We start from the raw sequence: 26,046 nt of genomic DNA, 5'->3' as shown, positions 1-26,046 counted from the left end.
GAAACCGGGCCCGAATCGGAAAGGCCAATAGCGTCATGGACGGACGGAAGATCATACTGCTGGTGGGCGCACTGATCGTTGCGGCGATCACCGCGGTGATGGCACGCAGCCTGTTCATGGGCGCACCCGCGCCCGTCGCCACGGCCCAGGTCGCACCGCCGGTGCCGACCGGACCCAAGGTGATGATCGCGACCAAGGCGCTGCCGATCGGGACGATCATCGGCCCCGACGCGGTCAAGTTCCAGCCTTGGCCCGAGGAGCTGATCGAGAACGCCTATTTCGTCGAGGGCGACAAGTTCGATCCCAAGATGGTGATGGGTACCGTCGTCCGCTTCGCGATCCCCGCCGGTCAGCCGGTGACGCAGGGCGCGCTGGTCAAGCCCGGTGACCGCGGCTTCCTTGCCGCCGCGCTGGGGCCGGGCATGCGCGCCGTCACCGTGCCGGTGAATGCGCAGTCGGCGGTCGCCGGCTTCGTCTTTCCGGGCGACCGCGTCGACCTGATCCTGACCCAGTCGGTGCAGGGCGGCGGCGATGGCCCGCCGCTCAAGGCCTCGGAGACGGTGCTACGCAACCTGCGCGTGCTCGCGACCGACCAGCGCGCCGACAAGCAGAGCGACGACAAGGGCAACACCGTCGTGAACACCTATTCGACGGTCACGGTCGAGGTGACGCCGCGGATCGCCGAGAAGATTTCGGTCGCACAGACCGTGGGCACGCTGTCGCTGTCGCTGCGCTCGATCGCCGACAACGCCGCGGACCTTGAGGAAGCGATCGCATCTGGCGAGGTCAACGTGCCTGAGGGCAATGATCCCGCCGCCGAGAAGGCGATGATCGCCCGGGTGGCGGCGCGGCCGATCGAGGGCAAGTCCAGCTATTCTACCGGCGCCGACGTCTCGCGCTTCCAGCGTTCGACGGTGCCGGGCCGCGGCGGCATGGGGGTGAACGCCGGGCCGCAGGTTGCGGCGGCGGGTCCGAGCTTCCCCGGCGCGCCCGCGCCGGCGGTACAGACCGGACCGGTGGTCAGGGTTTCGCGTGGCACTGCGGTGACCGCGGTTGAGGTTGGGGGGAAGAAGTGACCAACGGGATGAAGCCACTCAAGCGGGCAATCGTCGCGCTCGGCCTGGCCGCCGCGCCGCTCGCGCTCGCCGCCGGTGCCGCGCCAGCCGCCGCCCAGAGCGTCAGCGCGCCGGAAGGCACGCTCCAGCTCGCCACCGGCCGCGGCCGCCTGGTGACGGTGCGCGAACCAATCAGCGACGTGTTCGTCGCCGCCGACGGGATCGCCGATGTCACGGTGCGCTCGCCCACCCAATTCTGGGTGTTCGGCAAGGCGGCGGGCGAGACCACGGTCTATGCCGTCACCAAGTCGGGCAAGGTCGCCTTTTCCAGCAATCTGCGCGTCGGCGAGAACATCGACTCGATTGGCTCGATGCTGCGCACCGCGATGCCGGATGCGGCGATCACCGCGACGCCGATGAACGGCCTCGTCCTCCTGACCGGCACTGTCGCCCAGCCCGCCGATGCGGCGGAGGCCGAGCGGCTGGCGCAGGCATTCCTGGGCGAGAAGACCAAGGTCGTCTCGCGCCTTCGCACCGCGACGCCGCTTCAGGTCAACCTTCAGGTCAAGATCGCCGAAGTCAGCCGCAGCTTCCTCAAGAACATCGGCTCGAACCTTCAGACGCGCGACACGACCGGCGGCTTCCAGTTCAACGTCGCCTCGGGCCGCTCGATCGGCTCGATCGGGCCGGCGGACATCTCGAACTTCCCGCGGCTCGACGCCTCGTCGCTCTACGGCTTTCCCGCCGGCACCCTGACGCTGCCGTTCGACACGCGCCGCGGCCAGTTCGTGCTGCCGGGCACCGGCACCGCGTTCAACTTCTCGAACCTGAAGGGTACCGATCGCACCGCGCTCGGCCTGGCCGGGCGGCTTGCGGGCGTCGACATCCTCGGCGCGATCGACCTGGGCGAGACGATCGGCCAGGTGACGACGCTGGCGCAGCCCAACCTGACCGCGCTGTCGGGCGAGACCGCGTCGTTCCTGGTCGGCGGCGAAGTGCCGCTCGTCACGCAGAGCGGCCTGGGCGCCACCAACGTGCAGTACAAGCAATACGGCGTCAGCCTCGCCTACACGCCCACCGTGCTCGCCGACGGCCGCATCTCGCTGCGTGTCCGCCCGGAAGTGTCGCAGCTGTCGGCCGCCGGCGCAGTCGTCGTCGACGGCACGCAGATCCCGGCGCTGACCACGCGGCGCGCGGAGACGACGGTCGAACTGGGTTCGGGCCAGAGCTTCATGATCGCCGGCCTGCTGCGCAACGATCACGACAACCAGATCGAGAAGGCCCCGGGCCTGGGCGACCTGCCCGTGCTCGGCGCGCTGTTCCGCTCCAACGGCTTCCGCCGCCAGGAGACCGAACTCGTGATCGTCGTCACGCCGTATTTGGTGAAGCCGGTCGACGCGAACCAGATCGCGCTGCCGACCGACGGCTACAAGACGCCGAGCGACGTCGAACGCGTCCTGCTCGGCCAGCTCGAAAGCGTCGGCTCGGGCGGCTCGCGACCCAAGCCGTCGATGGCGCCGGCACCGGAGCCCGTGCCTTCGATCGGCGTCACCAGCCCTGCCCCCGCCGCCGCCGCGCCCGTCCAGCCGGTGAAGCGCGACAAGAAGGCCAAGGGCGCCGTCGCGGCCCCCGGCTTCAGCAATTGAGGATGCGATCCATGCGCCTTTCGACCGCCGCCATCCTGATCGCCGCCACGGCGCTGACGGCATGCTCGGGCACCAAGAACCGCAGCCTCGAATCCGTCCATCAGCCGGTGGTCAGCCGCGCCGACTATGCGCTCGACATGGGCGTCAGCGGCGATGGCCTCGCCCCCGGTGAGCGGGAGCGGCTGGCCGGCTGGCTCGGCGCGCTGAACGCGGGCTATGGCGATCGCATCGCGGTCGACGATGGCGGCAATCCCGATCCGCGCGTGCGCGAGGATGTCGCCGCGGTTGCCGGCCGTCAGGGCCTGCTGCTGGTGGAGGGTGCGCCGGTCACGCCGGGCGCCGTCGCGCCGGGCGCCGTCCGCGTCGTCGTGACGCGCATGACCGCGAGCGTGCCGGGCTGCCCCGATCACAGCCGCACCTATCAGCCCAATTTCGGCGCGCACACCTCGTCCGATTTCGGATGCGGCGTGAACAGCAACATCGCCGCGATGGTCGCGCATCCCGAGGATCTGGTCCGCGGGCGCACCAGCGACGGCACCATCGATCCGCTGACCGCGACCAAGCCCGTCCAGGCGCTTCGCGACAAGAAGCCCGCGGTCGATCAGGGGCTGCAAGCCGTGCGCACCAGCCAGTCGGGAGCCGAGTAAGATGAACGCGCCCTGGAACCCCGCGCGGGCCGGCACCCGCGATCCGTTCGTCGCCTTCGTCTGTGACGAGAATTCGGCCGAGACGATGCGTCAGGTCGCCGGCGAGCAAGGCTGGGCAGCCGAAAAGGTTAACAAGGGCGGCCTTCGCAACGCCGTCCAGACGCTGTCGGTGTCCGCGAGCCCGCAGATCCTGTTCGTCGACCTGTCCGAAAGCGGCGATCCGCTCAACGACATCAACGCGCTGGCCGAGGTGTGCGAACCAGGAACGGTCGTCATCGCGTGCGGCCAGGTCAACGACGTGCGCCTCTATCGCGACCTCGTCGCCAGCGGCATTCATGACTACCTGCTGAAGCCGCTCAACCCGGATTCGCTGCGCGAGACGTTCGCGCACGCCCACACGCTGCTCAACGCGCCCAAGGTCGTCGAGAGCGCGGTCGAGCGCGCGCATTGCGGCGTCGCCGTCGTCGGCACCCGCGGCGGTGTCGGCGCCTCGACGTTGGCGACTTCGCTGGCCTGGCTCAAGAGCGAGAAGGGCGGCCGCACGACCGCGCTGCTCGACCTCGATGTCCATTTCGGCACCGGCGCGCTGGCGCTCGACCTGGAGCCCGGCCGCGGCCTGACCGACGCGATCGAGAATCCCAGCCGCATCGACGGGCTGTTCATCGAGCGCGCGATGGTCCGCGCGTCGGAGAAGCTCGCGGTCCTGTCGGCCGAGGCGCCGATCCATTCGCCGGTGATGACCGACGGCGCGGCCTTCTATCAGCTTCAGGAAGAGATCCGCTCGGCGTTCGAATGCACGGTCGTCGACCTGCCGCGCGCGATGCTGGTCCAGTACCCGCACCTGGTCGCGGAGCTTCAGGCCGCGGTGCTCGTCACGGAGTTCACGCTGGCCGCTGCCCGCGACGCGATCCGGCTGTTGTCCTGGTTCAAGTCCAACGCGCCGCACGTCCATGTCGTCGTCGTCGCCAATCGCGTGCCTGCCGCCGCGGCGCTGGAGATCACGCGCAAGGACTTCGAGAGCTCGATCGAGCGCAAGGTCGATTACGTCATCCCCTATGACCAGAAGCTCTGCGCTCAGGCGGCCAAGCTCGGCAAGCCGATGGTCGAGGCCGGTAAGGGATCGAAGACGGTCGCGCCGATCGGCGAGCTGTCGCGCGCGCTGCTGGCCGCGGGCGATGCGGCCGCCGAGGGCGACGCACCCAAGAAGGCGGCGAAGCCTGTCGGCGGCGGCTCGCTGATGTCCAAGCTGACGGCGAAGATGCCGATCAAGCGCAAGAAGTAACCCGCGCCGCCTCGGCGATGCCGGGGCAGCCATGTTTGGATGGGAGGCGACCATCGGCGCCGAGATGATGCCGGTTCTGATCCTGATGCTGGGGGCGGCACTCGTCCTCGGCATGATCGCCTTTGCCTTTGCCGGACCCAATGCGGCCAAGGCAAGCGGGCGCCGGCTGACCCAGGTCCGCGAACGCCACACCGGCCTGGACGGGGTGATGGAGGCGCAGATGCGCCGCATCTCCACCACCAAGGCGACGCGGATGGACGAGGCGTTCATGCGCTTCCTCCCCAACCCCACGCAGCTCGCCAAGCGGCTGGCGATGACGGGCAAGGACTGGACCGTCGGTCAGTACGGCATGGTCACCGCCGGGCTGTTCGTCGCGGTGACGTTCCTTGTCTGGCTCCAGGGCCTGCCCTTCATCCTTTCGCTCTGCTTCGGTGCGTTCCTTGGGGCGTTCCTCCCCCACTTCATCGTCGGCAAGGCAATTCAGCGCCGCATCGCCAAGTTCACCGCCAAGTTCCCCGACGCGATCGAGCTGCTCGTCCGCGGCCTGCGCTCCGGCCTGCCGATCACCGAGACGATGGGCGTCGTCGGCCAGGAAGTGCCCGGCCCCGTCGGCGAGGAGTTCCGCGCAGTATCCGACAAGATGAAGATCGGCCGCACGCTCGACGCCGCGCTTCAGGAAACCGCCGATCGCCTCGGCACGCCCGAATTCCAGTTCTTTGTCATCACCATCGCGATCCAGCGCGAGACGGGCGGCAATCTGGCCGAAACGCTCGCCAACCTGGCCGATGTCCTGCGCAAGCGTGGGCAGATGAAGCTCAAGATCAAGGCGATGTCGTCGGAATCCAAGGCGTCGGCCTATATCGTCGGGTCGCTGCCGTTCATCGTGTTCGGGCTGATCTGGTTCATCAACGGCAACTACATGCAGCGCTTCTTCATCGACGAGCGGCTGATCGTCGCGGGTCTGGGCGGCATGTGCTGGATGGGCATCGGCGCCTTCATCATGGCCAAGATGATTGATTTCGAGATCTGATATGCCAACCGGAACCGGCCCCACGCTCCTCGGCTTCGACGTCTATCTCGTCGCCACGCTCCTGTCCGCGGTCGCCGCGCTTGCGACGATAATGGCGATCTATGCCGCGGTCAGCATCCGCGACCCGATGGCCAAGCGCGTCAAGGCACTGAACGACCGCCGCGAACAGCTCAAGGCGGGCATCACCGCCTCCACCAGCAAGCGCCGCGCGAAGCTCGTCCAGAAGCACGAGACCGCGGACAAGATCCGCGACTTCCTCCAGTCGCTCAAGGTTCTTCAGGACGAACAGCTCAAGGTCGCGCAGCGCAAGCTGCTCCAGGCGGGCATCCGCTCGAAGGATTGGGCGGTCGCGGTCATCTTCGGGCGGCTGGTGATGCCGATCATCATCGGCGGACCGATGCTCTACTGGGTCTATGGTACCGACGGCTTTGCCGACTGGTCGCCGCTCAAGGCCTATGGCCTTGTCGCGATGACCTTCATCGGCGCGTACAAGGCGCCGGACCTCTACCTCCAGAACAAGATCAAGAAGCGTTCGGACGCGATCCGCAAGGGGCTTCCCGACGCGCTCGACCTGCTCGTCATCTGTGCCGAGGCGGGCCTGACCGTCGACGCCGCCTTCCACCGCGTCGCGCGCGAGCTCGGCCGCGCCTATCCCGAGCTTGGCGAGGAGTTCTCGCTGACCGCGATCGAATTGGGCTTCCTCACCGACCGGCGTCAGGCGTTCGAGAATCTCGCGACGCGTGTCGACCTGGAGGCGGTGAAGGGCGTGGTCACGACGATGATCCAGACCGAGAAATACGGCACCCCCCTCGCCTCCGCGTTGCGCGTCCTGTCGGCCGAGTTCCGCAACGAGCGGATGATGCGCGCCGAGGAAAAGGCCGCCCGCCTCCCCGCGATCATGACGGTGCCGCTGATCCTGTTCATCCTGCCGACGCTGTTCGTCGTCATCCTCGGCCCCGCGGCCTGCGACATCAACGACGCCCTCTTGGCCGGTTGAGCGGGTTCAGGGAACGGCGTGCGGGGCGCGCCGTTCTGCCTCCGTAACAGGAGGCGATGTGATGCTCTTTACCACCCCCACCCAGTTTGCGGTGCTTGCGCTCTGCCTGATTGCCGGCTGGCTGTTCGGCCTTGCCAGCCATCCGGGCGGCCGGAAGTGGAAGGAACGGTACCGCGCCGAAGAGGCCGAGCATCGCACCGTTCGCGAGGGCCTGACCACGCGCGACGCGCGCATCCGCGAACTGGAGCGCGAGCGCGACGAGGCGCTGCGCCATCGCGGCACCGGCGCCGCGACGACGGCGGCAGTCGGCACCGCGGCAGCCGCGAGCGCGGCCAGCAGCTCGACGTCGCGCGGTGGTGGCTTCTTCGGCTGGGGCCGCGACAACCTGTCGCGCATCCGCGGCATCGACGAGCCCACCGAGCAGGCGCTGCGCCACGAAGGCATCAAGACCTATGCCGCGATCGAGGCGCTGACGCCCGCCGACGAAGCGGCGCTGGAGGATCGCCTCGGCTTCGGTCGCGGCCGGATCGCGCAGCAGCAGTGGCGCGAGCAGGCAGCGATGCTCCGCGAGGGCCATGACGACGAGCATGGACGCCGCTGGGCCTAAGAGCTTCCACTTTCGTCATCCCGGACTTGGTCCAGGATGACGATGCTTGTAGTCCCGCGAAGGCCGGATTTAGTTCGTGAGCGGCAGCGCGCTCCCGCTCTTCTCGAACGTTCTGCGACTGGACTCCTTCCTTCGCCGGGGTACAAACTTTCTTAGCCCCTGAACAACCCGCCAAGGACGCCGCGCAGGATCTTCGCGCCGATGCCGCCGCCCCCGCCGCGGCGGCTGGAGCCGAACACCGCCTTGGTCACTTCGTTGGCAACCGTCCGGCCGACCGTCGACGAAGCCGCGCGCGTGGCGGAGGTCACCGCCTTGTTCCAGGGCGAGTTCGCCGCTTCGCGCTCGGCAGCGCGGCGCGCGCGATCTTCCTCTCGCGCGGCGCGGTCGGCGTCCTTCTGCGCGGCGATGCGCGTCCGCTCGGCTTCCTTGACGAGGCGGGCCTGTTCCTTCGCCTCGGCGGCCTTCGCCTTCTCGCCGTCAACCGCGGCCTTGGCCTGAGCGGCGGCGGCCGCCGCCTCGCCTGCCTTGGCGGCGAGCAGTTCCTCGGCCGACTCGCGATCGATCCGCTCATCATATTTGGTGCCGACGGTGTCGGTCTGGATCAGCACGCCGCGTTCCACCGCGGTGACCGGCCCCACCCGGCTGCGCGGCGGCTTGATGAGCGTGCGCGACACGGGCGACGGCGCGCCATCCGGCTGGAGCAGTGACACGAGCGCCTCGCCCACCTTCAGCTCGGTGATCGCGGTCGCGACGTCGACATCGGGATTGGCGCGGAACGTCTCTGCCGCGGCACGCACCGCCTTCTCGTCGCGCGGGGTGAACGCACGCAGCGCATGCTGGACGCGATTCCCGAGCTGCCCCGCGACGCTCTCGGGAATGTCGATCGGGTTCTGCGTGACGAAATAGACGCCGACCCCCTTTGACCGGATCAGCCGCACCACCTGCTCGACCTTCTCGAGCAAGGCAGGCGGCGCGTCGTCGAACAGCAGATGCGCCTCGTCGAAGAAGAAGACGAGCTTGGGCTTATCGGGATCGCCAACCTCCGGGAGCGTCTCGAACAATTCGGACAGCAGCCACAGGAGGAAGCTGGCGTAGAGCCGCGGGCTCGCCATCAGCTTGTCGGCGGCGAGGATGTTGACCATACCCCGGCCCGCATCGTCCAGGCTCATGAAGTCGGCGATGTCGAGCGCCGGCTCGCCGAAGAAATGCTCGCCGCCCTGCCCGCGCAGTTGCAGCAGTTGGCGCTGGATCGCGCCGACGCTTGGCTTGCTGACATTGCCATAGGTGGTGGAGATTTCGTCGGCGCGGTTGGCGCATTCCGCCAGCATCGCCTGAAGATCGTCGAGGTCAAGGAGCAGCAACCCCTCCTCGTCGGCGAGGTGGAAGGCGATCGACAACACGCCTTCTTGCGTTTCGTTGAGGCCCATCAGCCGCGCGAGCAGCAGCGGCCCCATCTCGCTGACGGTGGTGCGGATCGGATGGCCTTGCTCACCGAACAGGTCCCAGAACTGGACCGGGCACTCGCGATACGACCAGTCGGTCTCGCCGACCTCGGCCGCGCGTTCGGCGAAGATCGCGTGGCCCTTGGATTGCGGCGAACCGGCCATGGCAAGGCCGGACAGGTCGCCCTTCACGTCGGCGACGAAGACGGGGACGCCGGCGTCGGAGAACCCCTCGACCAGCCCCTGCAGCGTCACGGTCTTGCCGGTGCCGGTGGCGCCCGCGATCAGGCCGTGTCGGTTGGCGCGCTTGAGTACCAGCGCCTGTGGATCGGCACCGCCCGCGCCCGCCCCGATGAAGATCGACCCGTCCGCCATTCCCGCCGCTCCTGCTGATCTGCCGCAGGTTTAGGCGAGAATGGCGGCCGCGTCAGCAGGTCAGTTGCTGGCCGTGTCGAGCGACAGCGCGAGGTAGCGGTTGACCGCCCGGCGCTGCATCTGGACGACGACCGAGGGACGACGCGCCGACCGTGCGGCGGCGACCTGGCGGGTCATGTCGGCGGCGGTGAGCACCGCCTGGCCGTTGACCGACAGGATCACGTCGCCGCGCTGAAGGCCCTTGCGCGCCGCATCGCTCGACGGATCGACCGCCGCAACGACGACGCCGCGGGTCGTCGCATCGACACCGACCGATCGCGCGATCGTGGGCGTCAGCGGCTGGACGGTCAGGCCGAGCGCCGCCGCGGCCGACGGCACCGCCGGGGTCCGCTCGTCGTCGCCGCCCTGACCCTGGTTCTGCTCGTCCATCTGGAAGCCGGCGAGTTCCTCGTCGGTCGGGCGCGTGCCCACCGTCGCGGTGACGTTGACGCGGCGACCGTCGCGGATCAGTTCGATCGGGATGCGCGTCCCGGGCGCCGAGTTCGCAACGAGATAGCTCAGCGAATTCTCCGGATCCACGTCGCGATTGTTGACGCGGACGATCACGTCGCCCTGGCGGATGCCCGCTTTCTCGGCCGCCTGGCCAGGTTCGACACGGGCGATCAGTTCGCCCTTGTTGCGCTCGATGCCGAGCGCGCCGGCCAGATCGTCGTCGATCGGCTGGATGCCGACGCCCAGATAGCCGCGCTGCGGCGCACGGCCCTTCATCAGCGTGTCGACGATCGGCTTGGCCTGTTCGGCCGGGATCGCGAAGCCGATGCCGACGTTGCCGCCGGTCGGCGACAGGATCTGCGAGTTGATGCCGATGACGTTGCCCTGCATGTCGAACAGCGGGCCACCCGAGTTGCCGCGATTGATCGAGGCATCGGTCTGGATGAAGCGGTCGAACGGACCGCCGCCGGTCACACGATTGACCGACGAGATGATGCCCGCGGTCACCGATCCGCCGAGCCCGAACGGATTGCCGATCGCGACCACCCAGTCGCCGACGCGCGCCTGTGCCGAATTACCGAAGCGCACGAACGGGAAGGTCGCGCCTTCGATCTTGAGCACGGCAAGGTCGGACGTCGGGTCGCGGCCCACCACCTTGGCGGTAAACTCACGCCGGTCGGCGAGCGTCACCTTCACCGATTCGACGGTCGCGTTCGGCGAGCCGGCCGAAATGACGTGGTTGTTGGTGACGACATAGCCGTCGGCCGAGATGATGAAGCCCGAGCCGAGCGACTGGCCTTCCTGCGTCCGAGGACGACCACCGCCGCCCTGCTGGCCGAAGAACTGCTCGAACGGCGTACCCGCGAACGGGTTCGACGGCACCGTCACGCGCTGCGTGGTCGAGATGTTGACGACCGCGGGCTGGAGCTTGGCGACCATGTCGGCAAAGCTCATCGGCGCGCCGGCGCGCGGCGCGGCGGCGCTGATCGAGCCGGGTTCGTTCTGCGCCGTCTGCGCCGAGGTGATCGAGGGCTGGACGGCAAGCGTGGCGGCGGCACCGCCGAGGAGGAGCGCACTGGTGATTGCGTAGGCGTGACGCACGAAATCGGGTCCTTCCAGACTGTGGTTTACATTTGTTTTCGCAAACCGATGCTGAACTGCGTTTGAATGTGAACGAAGCGGTCAGCTTGCGTGACTCGCCCGCCCTCCCTTTGGTTCCCGTCCCTTAATTTCCGCGACCGCCGCGGGTGAACGCGCGCAGATAGTCGTTCTGCGGCGACAGGATGATCGACGTGCCGCCGCGCTCCTGATCCCCATCCGCGCCGAAGCTGTAGCGATAGGACTGCATCGCACGGTAGAAGTCATAGAATTCGGCATCCTTGCCGAAGCTGGCGGCATAGACGCGCGCGGCCTCTGCATCGGCATTGGCGCGGATGATCTGCGCCTCGCGAAGGCCCTGCGCCTCGATCGTCAGCGCTTCCTGGCGGCGTGCGGTCGCCATCCGGCGGAGTGCCGATTCGAGCGGGCTGCCGCTCGGCAGGTCGGCCTTGCGGATGCGGACGTCGACGATCTCGGCGCCGTACTGGCGGGCGACGCGGTCGAGCGCGACCTGGATGTTGTCCATCACCTGGCCGCGCTCGGGGCTGAGCAATGTCGCGAACCGGCGCTTGCCGAGTTCGTTGCGCAACGCGGAAGACAGGAGCGGGCGAAGCTGGTCGGCGACGCGCTCCTCGGTGTTGGCGGTCGAGCCGGTCGAGATCACCGCTTGGAGCGGATTGACGACGCGGAAGCGCGCGAACGCATCGACCTCCAGACGAAGCTGGTCGGTCGACAGCACCGGCTGGTTGTCGAGTTCGATGTCCAGCACCCGCTTGTCGATCCAGACGATGCGATCGACGAATGGGATGCGGGCGATGATGCCGGCGCCCGTGCGACCGAACTGCTCGCCGCGCTGGTACTGGTTGACGAGCTGGATCGGGTTCTGGAAGCGCAGGATCACCGCCTGCTTGGTCTCCGGCACGATCGAAATCGTGTTGGCGAGCAGGACGACCGCGGCGAGCAGCAGGATGCCGATCGCCATCGGATTGCGAAAGAGGCGAAGATTCATCACTGGCCTCCCTGCGGCGCCGGATTGGTGGCTTGCGGCTGGGCGGGCGTGCCCTCCTGAACCGCAGGCGGCGTCTCGCGACGACGGCCGTTCACTTCGGGCAGCGGCAGATAAGGCGTGACGCCCGGCGCCTCGACGATCGTCTTGTTCGACTTGGCGAGCACCGCCTCCATCGTCTCGTAGTAAAGGCGGCGGCGGGTCACGTCGGGGGCCTGGCGATACTGCTCGTAGATCTTGTCGAACGAGGCAGCCTCACCCTGCGCCCGCGCGACGATCTGCTGCGCATAGGCGCGGGCCTGGTTGATGTTCGCCTGGGCCTGCTGCTGCGAGGCGCTGACCGCCTTAAAATCCTCGTCGACGGCCTGCGGCGCGACCGCCTGCTTGATCGCGACGCCGAGCACGCGGACGCCCGAATTATACTCGTCGAGGATCACCTGCATGCGCTGCTGCACATCGGCCTCGATATTGGTGCGGCCGGCGCCAATCGCCTGGTTGAGCGAAGCGCTGGCGACCGCGGCGCGCATCGCGCTTTCGGCCACGGCGCGGACGGTATCGCGCGGGTTGGCGAGCTGGAATGCGAAATCCTCGGCATTCTGGATGTTCCAGCGCACCGAATAGGCAAGATCGACGATGTTCTGATCCTCGGTGAGCATCAGGTTCTCGGTCGCCGCCTGGGGAAAGTCCTCGACGCGCGCCTCTTGGACGTCGACCTTCTGCACGGTCGCGACAGGCGCGGGCAGCGTCATCTGGATGCCAGGGTTGAGCGTCGTCGAATATTTGCCGAACAGCGACACCACGCCCTTCTCGTTGGGCGCGATCGAGTGGATCGAGGTGAAGGCGATCCAGACGAGCACGAGCAGACCGATCGCGATGAACCATATGTTCTGGCCGCCGGGGATCTGGAAATTGCCGCCGGGAAAGCCACCGCCCCCGCCGCCACCGCCGCGCGCGCGCTTCAGGAACTCGTCCAGCGACGTCGCATTGGGCTTGCCGCGCCGACCTTCGGGCGGGAATGCCCAGGGATTGCGCGGGCCGCCGTCGCCGCCGTTCCCGCCGCCGCCATTGCCGCCAGTCCCGCTGCCCCATGGGCCCTTGGGGTTGTCGCTGCGAAGCACGCCGGCACGCACGATCCGGCCCATCCATCCTATCATGACCGTCTTTATAGGGGGCCGCGCGGCGATTAACAGTGGCGCGAAAGGGCGTATTCCCTAGATGGGCGCGCATGGACCCCAAGGATCAGCTCGACGCCCTGCTCGCCCCCCTTGCCGCCGGCCGCGCGACGGTGCGCGTCGACGGTGGCCGGGCCAGCATCATCCTGGACGTGACCGGCCTTTCGGAAGCGGCGCGCGACGCACTGGCGGCGGGGATCGAGGCGGCCGCCGTGGGCGTGCCGGGGATCAAGGCGGTGCGCGTCGCGCAGACCAGCCAGCGCACGACCCGCCGGCTGATCGCGGTTGCCAGCGGCAAGGGCGGCGTCGGCAAGTCGACGGTCTCGACCAACCTCGCCGCCGCGCTGGCTGCAGCGGGGCGCCGCGTCGGGATGGTCGATGCGGACATCTATGGCCCGTCGCAGCCGCGATTGCTGGGTGTCGAAGGCATCAAGCCCGAGGCTCGCGACAACAAACTGGTCCCCGTCCCCACCGCCCACGGCGTCCCGCTGCTCTCGGTGGGGCAGCTGGTCGGCCCCGAAAAGGCGCTGGCGTGGCGCGGGCCGATGGCGACCAACGCGCTGACGCAGTTGCTCGATGGCGACTGGGCAGGAACGGACGCGATCGTCGTCGACATGCCGCCTGGCACCGGCGACGTGCAGCTGACGATGATCCAGAAGCACAAGCCCGCGGGTGTCGTCATCGTCTCGACGCCGCAGGACCTGGCGCTGATCGATGCTCGGCGCGCGATCGACCTGTTCCGCCAGACGGGCGTGCCGGTGATCGGGCTGGTCGAGAACATGGCCGGTTATGCCTGCCCCCATTGCGGAGAGGTCTCCGACCCGTTCGGCGCGGGCGGCGCAGAGTCGGCAGCGGCGGCGATGGACATCCCGTTCCTGGGCCGCGTCCCGCTTCAGATGGCGATCCGCGAAGCCTCCGACGCGGGGAACGTGGCCGAGCGGTCGGCGTTCGAAGGGATCGCGGCCCGTGTGGCCGACTGGATCGACCGACAGGGATAAGGCCATGCCGCTGACCGCCGACGACGACATCCGCGCGCTGCTGGAAAGCGCACGCACGATCGCGGTGGTGGGGGCAAGCGACCGGCCGGACCGGCCGAGCTATGGCGTGATGGCGACGCTTCAGCGGCACGGTTATCGCGCGATCCCGGTCAATCCGCAGATCACCGGCGAGCACGTCCATGGCGAGTTCGTGTTCCGCGAGCTCGACCAGCTCGGCGATTCGATCGACATCGTCGACATCTTCCGCAGGTCGAGCGCCGCGGGCGAGGTCGTCGATCAGGCGATCGCGATCGGTGCGAAGGCGGTGTGGCTACAGCTGGGCGTCATCGACGAGGCGGCGGCGGAGCGGGCCGAGGCGGCGGGCCTCAAGGTCGTGATGGATCGCTGTCCGGCGATTGAGCTTCGGCGCCTCAACATCGCGCCGGTGGGCTGAAAGAGGCGGGCCGGGTCAGCCGATCGGGCTGGCGCCGGCGCCGAGGAAGAGGATCAGCGCCGCCGTCATCGCGAACGATGCGGCACCGATCCTGAGGCTTTCGATCATCGCCCCCGGCTTGCCGCCGGTGCGGACGGTGCCGATCATGCGAGCGGCACGGCGGGCGAGGAAGCGGCAACGAGCACCGCGGTGAAGAACAGCGCGCCGACCAGCGACACGGCCGAGTTCTGAAGCGAAGCAAGACGTAGCGACATTCTGGATCTCCCTTGATCGGTCGGCGAACCCTTCCGCCAACCATGCCAGGGACTTTGCAGGGGTCGTGCCAACTCGCAAAAGTCGCGCTTTTCCGTCGTTTCCATTGTCACGGTCGCCCGGCTTGGCAATCCGCGCCAACTCGATTGGCGTAACACGCCGATCAGGCGGGAATGTCGCCATCCGAGAAAATGCAATCGCGGCCGGCCGCCTTTGCCGCATAGAGCAGCGCGTCCGCACGTTCGAACACCTGCTCCAGCCGCTCGCCGCGATGCGCCTCGCTCAGGCCCGTCGAGAAGGTGACGGTCCCAATCACCGCATCGCTTTCCCGGACGCGCAGCCGCTTGCGCGCGATCTTGATCCGCGCCTCGTCGATCGTGGCGATCGCGCGGGCGACGCCGCCGTCGAACAGGATCGCGAACTCCTCCCCGCCATAGCGGGCGACGAACTGGCCCTCGCACGCCTCGCCCAGCGCCACCGCGATCGCCCGCAACACGCGATCGCCGACACCGTGGCCAAAGCGATCGTTAACAAGCTTGAAGTGGTCGACATCGCACACCGCGATGCAGAGCTGTTCGCCAGCGGCCATTCGCGCCGCAAAGGTTTCCTCGAACGCGCGGCGATTGGGCAGGCCCGTCAACGGATCGCTGAGCGCATCGCCGCGCGCTTCCTCCAGCGCCTGGCGCAGCTCCTCGGCCTCGCCGCGAGCGGCCTCCAGCCGCTGCTCGGCCTCGCGAACGCGGACGATCATCGCGCCGGTGATGCGCGCCACGTCGTCCACGAAGGGACGCGAGGCGCCCTGTTCGATTCGCGAACGCTCGATCGCGTCGGCGCTGGCGATCAGGTCGCGGCCGAAATCGCGGGCGTGCGTGTGCATCCGCACGACAACGTCGTTGAAGCCCTCCATCTGCGTCTGTGCGCGCGCGGCGAGCGTCTCGCCCTTTTGCGGCTCGGCGCCGGCGGGCGTCGCCGCTGCCGCCGCCTGATCGATGCTGAGGCCGAGTTCGTCGAGGTCCCGCTGGTTCAGCCGCACACCGCCATCGGTGCGCTGCGCGATCGCCATCGCCACGTCGCTCGACGGGTCGGTGAGCACGGCATAGGCGATCGCGAAATTGGCGGGCGTCGGCGCGAGCGCCTGCGCGAACAGGAAATCGCCGATCCGCCCGAACAGCGTTCGCGCGTCATGGCCGCCGGTATTCCCGGGCACTTGCTCGAGTGGCGGCATCCTGCGCGACATGGCTCCCCCATCGATCCGGCCCCTCCGGCTCGACATGGCCATGTTGCTAGCGCGAAATGCCTAACAACCCGTCAGCGATACTCGCGTAACTAGCGGGTCAGCGCCGCTTGAGCCCCTGCACCGCGGCGAGCGTCGTGCGAACGTGATCGACGGGGCTCATGTCGCTGTGAACGAAGGCAACTTTGCCGTCGGGCGCGATGACGTAGCTCGTCCGGTCGCTCATCGTCCGCGCCATGCCTGGCCGGTTGAGCAGCACGTCATACTGCTTGAGCAGCTCGGGCGTGGCGCTGGCGACGGGGAACTTGCCCGCGCAATGTTCGGTCGAGAATTTCTGGAGCTGCGGCACCGCATCGGCGGACATCCCGATCACCTGCGCGCCCGCGGCGCGGAACTGCGGCACCGCCTCTGCAAAGGCCTTGGCTTCGGCATTGCAGCCGGAGGTAAAGGCCGCAGGGAAGAAATAAAGGACCACCGGTCCCTTCTTCAACTGTTGCGCCAGATTGACCCGGAAAACCTTGCCGGCGAGCGCCCCCTGGGTCGTGAAGTCGGGCGCCTTTACTCCCGGCGCGAGCGCGGCGGCGGCGGGGAGCGCGAACAGCGCGGCGGCAAGGACGGCGGCGTGGCGGACGATGCGCATCGGAACTCTCCCAAGGGATCTTTGGCCGGACGCTACGCCCAAGCGCGGCCGGTGTCGATTACCGGCTTAGGGCGATCCCGAACCGAGCGTGCGTGTCGCGGCGGTCGAAATCATCGATCGCCTCACCATAGCCGGTGAAGAGCTGGCCGAAGGCGTAAATGCCGAAACCGTAGCCGATCGGCGCCAGCGGATAGGAAGCGAACAGCTCGGCCGCACCGCGCCCGGTGCCGGGATTGCCGCGAACGACGGCTTGCAACTTCAGCCCGTCGGTCCGGCCGATCGTGCCGCCGATCTGGCCATAGCCCATGTACCGCTCGATATCGTCGGCGACTCCCTGCTTGCCGACGAACAACCAGAGCTGCGGGCTGACCTCGGCATACCAGCGGTCGCCGAGGTCAAAGCGGCGCGTGAGGCGGGCATAGATGCGGTTGATGTCGATCGAGCCTACTTCCTCGCGCCCGTTCGAATCATGCGCATAGCCGACCGCCGCCACCGCATCCTGCGCGAGCGGCATCTCGTAATAGATTTCGGGGCTGTAGTTGGTCGACCGGAACGGTCCGGAGGGCAGGTCGAGCCGCCAGAACATCGTCTGAGTGTAGGCAAAGCGCAGGCCGTTGAGCGCGCCGTTGCTGTCGAACGGCTGGAACGCGAAGCTGAACTGGAGCTTCGCGCCGGCATCGTCGAGCCCGAACGCGCCATAGGTCGGACGATAGGGCGCGAACCGCGACGCGATGGCGGAGGCGGTGCCGGCGGAGCCCAGCACCTCGGTCTCGCGCGAGGCGGCGATCGCCTCCGCGGCTTCCTCGACCGGCGTGGCGACGGAGGGGGGCGCGGCGCGGGCGACATCGACGGGTGCCGCGCGATAGCGGGCGCGGCCGAAGCCACCGGGCGCGACGGGTAGCAGGGCGGGTCCGTCACGCACCAGCGTCAGCCGTGTGCCGTCGGCGGCGGTGACCTCCAGCGTGTCGGGCGCGCGCGGGTCGACGGGGGCGTCGCTTTCATTGGGGAAGAACACCGTCACCCCGTGCCCCGCTGCCTCGGCGGAGGCGGGCTGCTGGGGCACGGGCGCGATCTGCGCGGCGGCGGGCGCCGCCATCGCAAGGGCGGGCAGGATCAGAATCGAACGCATCGGAATCAGCCTTGCACGCGCATGTGACGGTTGTGTGTGGATCAGCCCGCGGCGGGGATCGCGGCGCCGACGGGACCCACCGGCTTTTCCTCGCCGCGCGAATAGGTGCCGGTCAGCACACCCGCCGCCAGCACGCGGCCGCTCATCGCCTTGAGCATCGCCGAGCGGCTCGGGTTTCGCTTCAGCTCCGGCCCGTCCGACAGCGCGAACAGCTGAAAGGCGTAGTGGTGGACGCCGTGCCCGGTGGGCGGATCGGGCGGCAGCCAGCCTTCGGAGAAATAGCTGTTGCGACCCACATCGCCGCCGCCCTCGCCCTCGCGATCCTCGTCGGCGACGATCGCGCCTTCCTTGAGCTCGCCGTCGCCCGTCGGCAGGTCCCAGATCACCGCGTGGACGAGCGGCGACGGCGTCGGCGCATCGGCATCCTCGACGATCAGCGCAAGCCGCCGCGCCTCGGCGGGCACGCCGGTCCAGAACAGGGGCGGCGAAACGCCCTCACCATCGGCGGTGAACCGCTCCGGCAGCCGCGCACCGTTGGCGAAGGCGGGGCTCGCAAGATTGAGCGACGCGAAGCTGCCGAGTCCCGGCTGCACGATCGCCAGCTTCTCCTCGCCCGCGCGGACCCCCTTCAGCGCCTTGCCCAGCCAGCCTGGAATGTGTTCGAGCATGTCAGAGATCCAGTTTCTCATAGTCGGCGTGAGGCGCGATGACCTCCATCCGCTCGGCAAGGAGGGGGCGGAACGAGGGGCGCGACTTCATGCCGACATACCAGCGCTTGGCCTGTTCGTGGCTCTTCCAGTCGATTCCGCCGAGATAGTCGGCGACCGAGATCTGCGCCGCCGCGGCCAGGTCGGCGAGGCTCATCGTCGGTCCCGCCAGCCACTGACGATGGTCGAGGAGATAATCGACATAATCGAGGTGCGCGACCGCCGCCTTCATCGCCTCGCGCAGCCGGCCCGCATCAGGCGCGGTGCGCAGAACGAGGCGCTTCTCCATTCGCTCGGACAGCAGGGGCTTGGTAATGTCGCGATAGAAATGGACGTCGAACCAGGTGACCAGCCGGCGGATCTCGGCGCGGTCGGCGGCGGTGCCGTTGATGAGCGACGTCTTCTCGACCGTCTCCTCGAAATATTCGCAGATCGCCATCGAATCGATCATCGGTCGACCGGGCCGTTCGCTGTGCACCATCACCGGCGTTTCGCCGGCGGGGTTCATGTCGAGGAACTCGTCGCGCCGCAGCCAGGGTGATTCCCGGACCGGTTCATACCCCACGCCCTTCTCGGCGAGCAGCAGCCGAAGCTTGCGCGAAAAGGGGCAGAGCGGGAACTGGTAGAGGAGCCACATGCCCGTCTGTTATCGACGCCGCCGGGTTAGTGGAAGGGGCGTGTGGCGTGGCGTGCGTGATCTGGCTGGTGGCGGCATGGCTGACGGCACGCTGGCGAGCGGATGGCTGGGCTCAGGCGGGGGCGATGCTGCTGGCGTGCGTGGCCGGGACCACCCTGCCCGACTTGGATTTCGCGCTGGGGCTCGCGCATCGCAGCGCGCTGACGCACAGCGTGTTGCCGGTGGCACTGCTTGCCTGGTGGCGCGGCGGGCGGGCGATCGGGCCGGGACTGGCGATCGGCATCGGCATCCATCTGGCCGCCGACTGCTTCCCCAATGCGATGCGCGGCTATGCGACGATCAAGCTGCCGCTGGCGGGGTCGATCGGCAGCGATGCTTCCTACGCCTGGCTCGCCGTCAACGCGCTCGGCGGGATGGCGATCGGTGCGCTGTGGCAGCCAGTGCCGATAACGCCGCGTTGGCGCTTCGCGGCGCTGGCGGGATGCGCGCTGATCGCCGTCGCCTATCTGTTCGTCACCGATGGGGGCTGGCCCGCCCTCACCCTCTTCGGCCTTGCCGGGTGGCTGGCGGTGCGCCGGCGCAAGGCCGCGCGCACCGCCTGACCGCTCACTCGGCCGCGACCACCTCCGGCGCAGTGCGGTCGTCGATCGGCACTTCGAGCCGCTCGATCATCTCGCGCGGGACGACCTGCCAGAAGGCGCCGCGAACGCGGTCCCAATCGTCGAGCAGGCCCGTCGACCACTTGCTGTCGGTCGCCTCGGCATGCGCGGCAACGAGGTCCTTGAGCACGCCTTCCCAATGGGAGGAGGCGAGCCGCTGCCAGATCAGGCTCTCGCCATTGGCGCGTTCGGGGAACTTGCCCTCCGCGTCATAGACGAACGCCATGCCACCGGTCATGCCCGCGCCGAAATTGGTGCCGGTCGCGCCCAGCACCACGGCGATGCCGCCGGTCATGTACTCGCAGCCATTGGCGCCGCAGCCCTCGACCACGACCTTCGCGCCCGAGTTGCGGACCGCGAAGCGCTCGCCCGCCTGCCCCGCGGCATAAAGCTCGCCCGACGTCGCACCGTAGAGCACGGTGTTGCCGATGATCGTGTTCTTGTGGCTGGCGAGCGGCGACGACACCATCGGCCGCACGACGATACGGCCGCCCGACAGCCCCTTGCCGACATAGTCGTTGGCGTCGCCGAACACCTCCAGCGTCACGCCCTTGCACAGGAAGGCACCCAGCGACTGGCCGGCGGAGCCGCGCAGGCGTACATGGACGTGATCGTCGGCCAGGCTCGCCATGCCGAAGCGGCGGGTAAGCTCGCTCGACAGGCGCGTGCCGACCGCGCGGTGGGTGTTCCGCACCGAATAGGTGAGCTGCATTTTCTCACCGCGCGCGAACACGGGCGCCGCATCCTTGATCATCTGCGCGTCTAGGCTGTCGGGCACGTCGTTGCGGAAGGTCGACAGGCTGAAGCGCCGCTCGGCATCGCTCGCGTCGACCTTGGCGAGGATCGGGTTGAGATCGAGGTCGTCGAGATGCTCGGCACCGCGGCTGACCTGGCGGAGCAGCTCGGTGCGGCCGATCACCTCGTCCAGGCTGCGCACGCCGAGCCGCGCGAGGATCTCGCGCACTTCCTCGGCGATGAAGGTCATCAGGTTGATGACCTTCTCCGGCGTGCCGACGAATTTCTGGCGAAGCTTCTCGTCCTGCGTGCAGACGCCGACCGGGCAGGTGTTCGAATGGCACTGACGCACCATGATGCAGCCCATCGCGACCAGGCTCAGCGTACCGATGCCGAACTCCTCGGCGCCCAGGATCGCGGCGATGACGATGTCGCGGCCGGTCTTGAGCCCGCCATCGGTGCGCAGCTTGACCCGTCCGCGCAGGCCGTTGAGCGTCAGCGTCTGGTTGACCTCCGACAGGCCCATTTCCCACGGCGTGCCGGCATATTTGATCGACGTCTGCGGCGAAGCACCGGTGCCGCCGACATGGCCGGAGACGAGAATGACGTCGGCATGCGCCTTCGCCACGCCCGCTGCGACGGTGCCGATACCCGCCGAGCTGACGAGCTTGACGCAGACCCGCGCGCGCGGATTGATCTGCTTCAGGTCGTAGATGAGCTGCGCCAGATCCTCGATCGAATAGATGTCGTGATGCGGCGGCGGGCTGATGAGCGTCACGCCCGGCGTCGAGTGACGCAGCCGCGCGATGAACTCGGTCACCTTGAAGCCGGGGAGCTGTCCGCCTTCGCCGGGCTTGGCGCCCTGCGCGACCTTGATCTCGATCTCGTCACAGGCGTTGAGATACTCGGCGGTGACGCCGAAGCGGCCCGATGCCACCTGCTTGATGACCGAGTTGGCGTTGTCGCCATTGTCATAGGGGGTGTAGCGGACCTTGTCCTCGCCGCCCTCGCCCGACACCGCCTTGGCGCCGATGCGGTTCATCGCGATCGCCAGCGTCTCGTGCGCCTCGGGGCTGAGCGCGCCCAGCGACATGCCTGGTGTGATGAAGCGCTTGCGGATCTCCGTGATCGCCTCGACGCCGTCGATGTTCACGCCCTCACGCGGGTAGTTGAACTCCAGGAGGTCGCGCAGATAGACCGGCGGCAGGTCGCGCACGCCGCGTGCGAACTGCAGATAGGTCGAGTAGCTGTCGGTCGACACCGAGCTTTGCAGCAGGTGCATCAGCTGGGCCGAATAGGCGTGGGTCTCGCCCGAATGGCGCTGGCGATAAAAGCCGCCGATCGGCAGATTGACGACCGCCGCGTCGAACGCCGCCTGATGCCGGTCGGTCGCGTTGACATAGAGCGAGGCATAGCCCTCGCCCGAGATCTTGGCGGGCATGCCGGGAAACAGGTCGGCGACCAGCGCGCGCGACAGGCCCACCGCCTCGAAATTATAGCCGCCGCGATAGCTGGAGATCACCGCGATCCCCATCTTCGACATGATCTTGAGCAGCCCCTCGTCGATCGCCTTGCGATAGCGCTTGAGGCAGTCGGTGAGGCTCAGGTCGCCGAACAGGTCGCGGCCGTGCCGGTCGGCGATCGCCGCCTCGGCCAGGTAGGCGTTCACCGTCGTCGCGCCGACGCCGATCAGCACCGCGAAATAATGCGTGTCCAGGCACTCGGCCGTCCGCACGTTGACGCTGGCGTAGGAGCGCAGGCCTCGCCGGACGAGATGCGTGTGCACCGCCGCCGCGGCGAGCACGCCGGGGATCGCCACGCGGTCCTCGTCGATCCGCTCGTCGGTCAGGAACAGCTCCGTCCGACCCTCGCGCACCGCCTGTTCGGCCTGCGCGCGAAGCTGGGCGATCGCGGCGCGCAGCCCCTCCGGCCCGCTGTCCGCCGCGAAGGTCGCGTCGAGCTCGGCCGCCTGGCCGCCGAAATGCGCCTTCAGCCGCGCCCATTCGCTGCCGACCAGCACCGGCGATTCGAGGATCAGCACCCGGCCCTTCGCCGCTTCGACATCCAGGATGTTGGCAAGGTTGCCGAACCGCGTCTTGAGGCTCATCACATGCCGCTCGCGCAGCGGGTCGATCGGCGGGTTGGTGACCTGGCTGAAATTCTGGCGGAAGAACTGGCTGATGAGGCGCGGCTTGTCGCTGATGACGGCAAGCGGCGTATCGTCACCCATCGAGCCGACGGCTTCCTTCGACGTCTCGACCATCGGCGCCAGGATCAGCTCCATGTCCTCGAGCGTCTGGCCTGCCGCCACCTGACGCCGCGCAAGCTCGCCGCGGTCGTAGCGCGTCTCGGCCGCCTCGGCCTGGGGCAGATCGTCGACCGACAGATAGCCCGCGATCATCGAGTCATAGTCGTACTCGCCGGCGATCCGGTCCTTGATCTCCGAATCGTGGAACAGGCGCCCTTCGGCCAGGTCGACCGCGATCATCTCGCCCGGCCCCAGCCGGCCCTTCTCGACGACGCTCGCCTCCGGCACGACGACCATGCCCGTCTCCGACCCGACGATCAGCAGCCCGTCGGCGGTACGCGTATAGCGAAGCGGACGCAGCGCGTTGCGGTCGAGCCCGGCGACCGCCCACCGACCATCGGTCATCGCCAGCGCGGCGGGGCCGTCCCACGGCTCCATGACGCTGGCGAGATAGGTGTACATCGCCTTGTGCGCGGGGGCCATGTCGGCGCGGTCCTGCCACGCCTCCGGCACCAGCATCAGCTTGGCGGTGGGCGCGTCGCGGCCCGAGCGGCAGATCGCCTCGAACGTCGCATCCAGCGCGGCGGTGTCGCTCGCGCCCGCCGGGATCACCGGCTTGATGTCTTCCGAATGCTCGCCGAACGCGATGCTCGCCATCTTGATCTCATGGCTGAGCATCCAGTTCTTGTTGCCGCGGATCGTGTTGATCTCGCCATTGTGCGCCAGGCACCGGAACGGCTGCGCCAGCCACCATTGCGGGAAGGTGTTGGTCGAATAGCGCTGGTGAAAGATCGCGACGCGGCTCTCGAACCGTTCGTCGTTGAGATCCGGATAGAATTCGCTCAGGCTCTCGGCGAGGAACAGGCCCTTGTAGATGATCGAGCGGCACGACAGCGAGCAGATGTAGAAGCCCGTGATCTGCGCGGCGATGATCGCCTTCTCGATCCGGCGGCGGACGAGATAGAGGTTCTTCTCGAACTCGCTTTCGTCCTGCTGGTCGGGCAGCGGGCCGGCGATCATGATCTGCTCGATCTCGGGCCGGGTCGCCTGTGCCTTCTGACCGATGACCGACACGTCGACGGGCACCTGGCGCCAGCCATAGATGGTGTAGCCCGCCTCGATGATGACGGACTCGACGATCGTGCGGCACGTCTCCTGCGCGCCAAGGTCGGTGCGCGGCAGGAACACCATGCCGACCGCCAGCTGGTTGGGCAGCGCGCGGTGGCCGCTGGCGACGACGGCATCGTCGAAGAAGCGGTGCGGCAGGTCGACATGGATGCCGGCGCCGTCGCCGGTCTTGCCATCGGCATCGACGGCGCCGCGGTGCCAGACGGCCTTCAGCGCATCGACGGCCGACTGCACGACGCGCCGCGACGGCTTGCCATCGGTCGCGGCGATCAGCCCGACGCCGCACGCATCGCCCTCGAACTCGGGGCGGTACATGCCATGGGTGGCGAGGCGGAGGCGTTCGGTTTCGAGGGTCATCGGCTTATTCCTTGGCGGCGGCCGTGGCCGCATCGCGAACAAAGGCGGCGATGCGCGTCTGCATCCCCTGCATCGATTGGGTCATCATCGTGCGCTGCGCCGCCTGAACGTCGGGGTCGCTCATGATCGTCATCGACTGGCCGACATAGGCGCGGCCGGTCGGCGTCGCGAAGAAGGCGCCGATCTCCTTGAGCTGCGCCTCGGTAAAGCGGCGCGCATAGGCCTTGGCGATCGCATCGCTCAGCTCGGGCATGCTCGTCTTGAGCAGCGCCATCGATCGCTTCTGCTCGTCGTTCATGAACGCTCGGAACCGCGTCTTGAACGTCGGGTCCTTCTCGAACACCGGCGTCAGCTCGGCCGAGCTCAGGATCGCGTCCATCGTGTTGGCGTGGATCGGTTCGAGCATCGCGTCGACCATGCGGTCACGCTCGGCCTCCGGCAAAAACTGCTCGACGACGGCGCGCGCCGCGGCAAGCCGGGCGGGATCGAACGCCGCCGCCGTCGTCGCCTGAGGCAGGGCAAGCAGCAGCGCCGCGGCGAGCGCGATCACGCCGCCACCTTCGCCGCCTTGGCCTTGGCGCGCAGCCAGGCGTGCATGCGGTCGGACGCGTCACGGCCGTCGCGGATGGCCCAGACGACCAGGCTCGCGCCGCGGACGATGTCGCCGGCGGCGAAAACGCCGTCCAGGCTGGTCATCATCGACTTGGAATCGACGCGCAGCGTGCCCCAGCGATTCACGCCCAGTTCGGGCGCGCCGAACATGCCGGGCAGATCCTCTGGATCGAAGCCCAACGCCTTGATGACGAGGTCGGCGTTCAGCGTCTCCTCGCTACCCGGATCCGGTTCGGGTGCACGGCGGCCGCTGGCGTCAGGGGCGCCGAGGCGCATCTTGGTCACCCGCACGCCCGCGACATGGCCCTCGGCCGCGGCATCGAATGCCTCAGGGGCGGCGAGCCAGACGAACTCGACGCCCTCTTCCTCGGCATTGGCAACTTCGCGCTGGCTGCCGGGCATGTTGGCGCGGTCGCGGCGATAGAGGCACTTCACCGACTTCGCGCCCTGACGCACCGCGGTGCGGACGCAATCCATCGCGGTGTCGCCGCCGCCGATCACGACGACGTCCTTGCCCGCGGCATTGAGGCTGCCGTCGTCCCAGGCCGCGACCTGGTCGCCGAAGCTCTTGCGGTTGGACGTGATGAGATAGTCTAGCGCGTCGACGACGCCAGTCGAACCGACGCCCGGCGCCTTGATCGCGCGCGGCTTGTACACGCCGGTGGCGATCAGGATCGCGTCGTGGCGCGAGCGCAGCTCGTCCAGCGTCGCGTCGCGGCCGACCTCGAATCCTTCATGGAAGACGATGCCGCCGGCCTTCAGCCGCTCGACGCGGCGGGTGACGACGTGCTTCTCCAGCTTGAAGCCGGGGATCCCATAGGTCAGCAGCCCGCCGGCGCGGTCGTGCCGGTCATAGACGTGCACCTCATAGCCGGCGACGCGAAGATACTCCGCCGTCGTCAGCCCCGCCGGACCCGCGCCGATCACGCCGACCGACTGGCCACGCGCGCGGCCCGGCACCAGCGGCTCGACCCAGCCCTCTTCCCAGGCGGTGTCGGTGATGTACTTCTCGACAGAGCCGATCGTCACCGATCCGTGGCCCGAAAACTCGATCACGCAGTTGCCCTCGCACAACCGATCCTGCGGACAGATGCGGCCACAGATCTCCGGCATGGTCGAGGTGGCGTTCGACAGCTCGTACGCCTCGCGCAGCCGCCCCTCGGCAGTCAGGCGCAGCCAGTCGGGAATGTGGTTGTGCAGCGGACAGTGCACCGAACAATAGGGCACGCCGCATTGTGAGCAGCGCCCCGACTGCTCGTCCGCCTTGGCGGGTGCAAAGCGGTCGGCGATCTCGCGGAAATCGCGGTTACGGTCGTCGGCGGCGCGCTTGGACGGATAATCCTGCGCGACACCCACGAACTTCAGCGTGGCAGTCATGGCGCGTCCCTCTCGGTTCGAGAGCGCCTATAATTTCAACGCGGACCCAAG

The 26,046-nt window shown here is 68.3% G+C and carries 23 protein-coding genes; 10 read left to right on the top strand and 13 right to left on the bottom strand.

Features of this window, described 5'->3' with window-relative positions:
* Positions 1 to 35: 35 nt before the first annotated feature.
* The 7 genes from cpaB to RS883_RS08795 all read left to right on the top strand — a co-directional run bounded on the left by cpaB (position 36) and on the right by RS883_RS08795 (position 7,264).
* Complete coding sequence (gene cpaB / locus RS883_RS08825) at positions 36 to 1,076, top strand: Flp pilus assembly protein CpaB (protein ID WP_315759839.1); 1,041 nt, start codon at positions 36 to 38, stop codon at positions 1,074 to 1,076.
* A gap of 8 nt (positions 1,077 to 1,084) precedes the next feature.
* Entirely contained in the window at positions 1,085 to 2,701 is a 1,617-nt protein-coding gene (locus tag RS883_RS08820; protein ID WP_315759838.1) for a type II and III secretion system protein family protein, read from the top strand.
* 11 nt (positions 2,702 to 2,712) lie between these two features.
* On the top strand, positions 2,713 to 3,348 hold the full coding sequence (locus tag RS883_RS08815; protein ID WP_315759837.1) for a CpaD family pilus assembly protein: 636 nt from the start codon (positions 2,713 to 2,715) through the stop codon (positions 3,346 to 3,348).
* A 1-nt stretch (position 3,349) separates the two neighbouring features.
* On the top strand, positions 3,350 to 4,630 hold the full coding sequence (locus RS883_RS08810) for a pilus assembly protein CpaE (protein WP_315759836.1): 1,281 nt from the start codon (positions 3,350 to 3,352) through the stop codon (positions 4,628 to 4,630).
* Positions 4,631 to 4,661: 31 nt separating this feature from the next.
* The gene (locus RS883_RS08805) at positions 4,662 to 5,660 is read left to right on the top strand and encodes a type II secretion system F family protein (protein WP_315759835.1); all 999 of its coding nucleotides are present in this window, start codon (positions 4,662 to 4,664) and stop codon (positions 5,658 to 5,660) included.
* Position 5,661: 1 nt separating this feature from the next.
* Positions 5,662 to 6,657 (top strand): type II secretion system F family protein, encoded by a 996-nt coding sequence (locus RS883_RS08800; RefSeq protein WP_315759834.1) that lies wholly within the window; start codon positions 5,662 to 5,664, stop codon positions 6,655 to 6,657.
* Positions 6,658 to 6,718: 61 nt separating this feature from the next.
* Positions 6,719 to 7,264 (top strand): hypothetical protein, encoded by a 546-nt coding sequence (locus RS883_RS08795; protein ID WP_315759833.1) that lies wholly within the window; start codon positions 6,719 to 6,721, stop codon positions 7,262 to 7,264.
* 152 nt (positions 7,265 to 7,416) lie between these two features.
* Here the strand turns inward: RS883_RS08795 and RS883_RS08790 are convergent, their stop codons facing one another.
* From RS883_RS08790 to RS883_RS08775, 4 genes are all read right to left on the bottom strand, one after another.
* Positions 7,417 to 9,081, bottom strand: coding sequence for a helicase HerA-like domain-containing protein (locus RS883_RS08790; RefSeq protein WP_315759832.1), 1,665 nt, complete (start codon positions 9,079 to 9,081; stop codon positions 7,417 to 7,419).
* Between the two features lie 60 nt (positions 9,082 to 9,141).
* Complete coding sequence (locus RS883_RS08785; protein WP_315759831.1) at positions 9,142 to 10,674, bottom strand: Do family serine endopeptidase; 1,533 nt, start codon at positions 10,672 to 10,674, stop codon at positions 9,142 to 9,144.
* A 124-nt stretch (positions 10,675 to 10,798) separates the two neighbouring features.
* Positions 10,799 to 11,680, bottom strand: a complete 882-nt coding sequence (locus RS883_RS08780; protein ID WP_315759830.1) for a protease modulator HflC — start codon at positions 11,678 to 11,680, stop codon at positions 10,799 to 10,801.
* Positions 11,680 to 12,819 carry a protease modulator HflK gene (locus RS883_RS08775; protein WP_315759829.1) on the bottom strand — a complete coding sequence of 380 codons (1,140 nt, stop codon included), beginning with the start codon at positions 12,817 to 12,819 and terminating at the stop codon, positions 11,680 to 11,682. Before RS883_RS08775 ends, RS883_RS08780 begins: the two co-directional genes overlap by 1 nt.
* 83 nt (positions 12,820 to 12,902) lie before the next feature.
* On the opposite strand from RS883_RS08775, the gene RS883_RS08770 reads away from it, so the two are divergent.
* Complete coding sequence (locus RS883_RS08770) at positions 12,903 to 13,847, top strand: Mrp/NBP35 family ATP-binding protein (RefSeq protein WP_315759828.1); 945 nt, start codon at positions 12,903 to 12,905, stop codon at positions 13,845 to 13,847.
* Between the two features lie 4 nt (positions 13,848 to 13,851).
* Positions 13,852 to 14,280: a CoA-binding protein gene (locus tag RS883_RS08765; protein ID WP_315759827.1), complete on the top strand. Its 429-nt coding sequence runs from the start codon at positions 13,852 to 13,854 to the stop codon at positions 14,278 to 14,280.
* A gap of 15 nt (positions 14,281 to 14,295) precedes the next feature.
* Here RS883_RS08765 and RS883_RS08760 read toward each other — a convergent pair whose 3' ends face one another.
* The 6 genes from RS883_RS08760 to RS883_RS08735 all read right to left on the bottom strand — a co-directional run bounded on the left by RS883_RS08760 (position 14,296) and on the right by RS883_RS08735 (position 18,879).
* Positions 14,296 to 14,427 carry a hypothetical protein gene (locus tag RS883_RS08760; RefSeq protein ID WP_315759826.1) on the bottom strand — a complete coding sequence of 44 codons (132 nt, stop codon included), beginning with the start codon at positions 14,425 to 14,427 and terminating at the stop codon, positions 14,296 to 14,298.
* A 268-nt stretch (positions 14,428 to 14,695) separates the two neighbouring features.
* On the bottom strand, positions 14,696 to 15,769 hold the full coding sequence (locus RS883_RS08755) for a GGDEF domain-containing protein (protein WP_315759825.1): 1,074 nt from the start codon (positions 15,767 to 15,769) through the stop codon (positions 14,696 to 14,698).
* Between the two features lie 97 nt (positions 15,770 to 15,866).
* Positions 15,867 to 16,406 (bottom strand): peroxiredoxin, encoded by a 540-nt coding sequence (locus RS883_RS08750; protein WP_315759824.1) that lies wholly within the window; start codon positions 16,404 to 16,406, stop codon positions 15,867 to 15,869.
* A 58-nt stretch (positions 16,407 to 16,464) separates the two neighbouring features.
* Positions 16,465 to 17,535, bottom strand: coding sequence for a phospholipase A (locus tag RS883_RS08745; RefSeq protein ID WP_315759823.1), 1,071 nt, complete (start codon positions 17,533 to 17,535; stop codon positions 16,465 to 16,467).
* A gap of 41 nt (positions 17,536 to 17,576) precedes the next feature.
* Positions 17,577 to 18,203 carry a YbhB/YbcL family Raf kinase inhibitor-like protein gene (locus RS883_RS08740; RefSeq protein ID WP_315759822.1) on the bottom strand — a complete coding sequence of 209 codons (627 nt, stop codon included), beginning with the start codon at positions 18,201 to 18,203 and terminating at the stop codon, positions 17,577 to 17,579.
* Between the two features lies 1 nt (position 18,204).
* Entirely contained in the window at positions 18,205 to 18,879 is a 675-nt protein-coding gene (locus RS883_RS08735; protein ID WP_315759821.1) for a glutathione S-transferase family protein, read from the bottom strand.
* Positions 18,880 to 18,926: 47 nt separating this feature from the next.
* Between RS883_RS08735 and RS883_RS08730 the strand changes: the two genes are divergently transcribed.
* Complete coding sequence (locus tag RS883_RS08730; RefSeq protein WP_315759820.1) at positions 18,927 to 19,481, top strand: hypothetical protein; 555 nt, start codon at positions 18,927 to 18,929, stop codon at positions 19,479 to 19,481.
* Positions 19,482 to 19,485: 4 nt separating this feature from the next.
* On the opposite strand, the gene gltB is transcribed toward RS883_RS08730, so the two are convergent.
* From gltB to RS883_RS08715, 3 genes are read right to left on the bottom strand one after another with little or no spacing between them, the layout of a single operon-like run.
* Positions 19,486 to 24,006: a glutamate synthase large subunit gene (gene gltB / locus RS883_RS08725; RefSeq protein WP_315759819.1), complete on the bottom strand. Its 4,521-nt coding sequence runs from the start codon at positions 24,004 to 24,006 to the stop codon at positions 19,486 to 19,488.
* Between the two features lie 4 nt (positions 24,007 to 24,010).
* A complete protein-coding gene (locus RS883_RS08720; protein WP_315759818.1) occupies positions 24,011 to 24,556 on the bottom strand; it encodes a DUF2059 domain-containing protein in 546 nt (181 codons plus the stop codon).
* Positions 24,553 to 25,995, bottom strand: a complete 1,443-nt coding sequence (locus tag RS883_RS08715) for an NAD(P)-dependent oxidoreductase (protein WP_315759817.1) — start codon at positions 25,993 to 25,995, stop codon at positions 24,553 to 24,555. Before RS883_RS08715 ends, RS883_RS08720 begins: the two co-directional genes overlap by 4 nt.
* Between the last annotated feature and the right edge of the window lie 51 nt (positions 25,996 to 26,046).

It is taken from the genome of Sphingomonas sp. Y38-1Y, from assembly GCF_032391395.1.
Classification (GTDB): Bacteria; Pseudomonadota; Alphaproteobacteria; order Sphingomonadales; family Sphingomonadaceae; genus Sphingomonas.
Note: the sequence above shows the minus strand (reverse complement) of the source record. Positions and strands in the feature narration are given on the sequence as shown.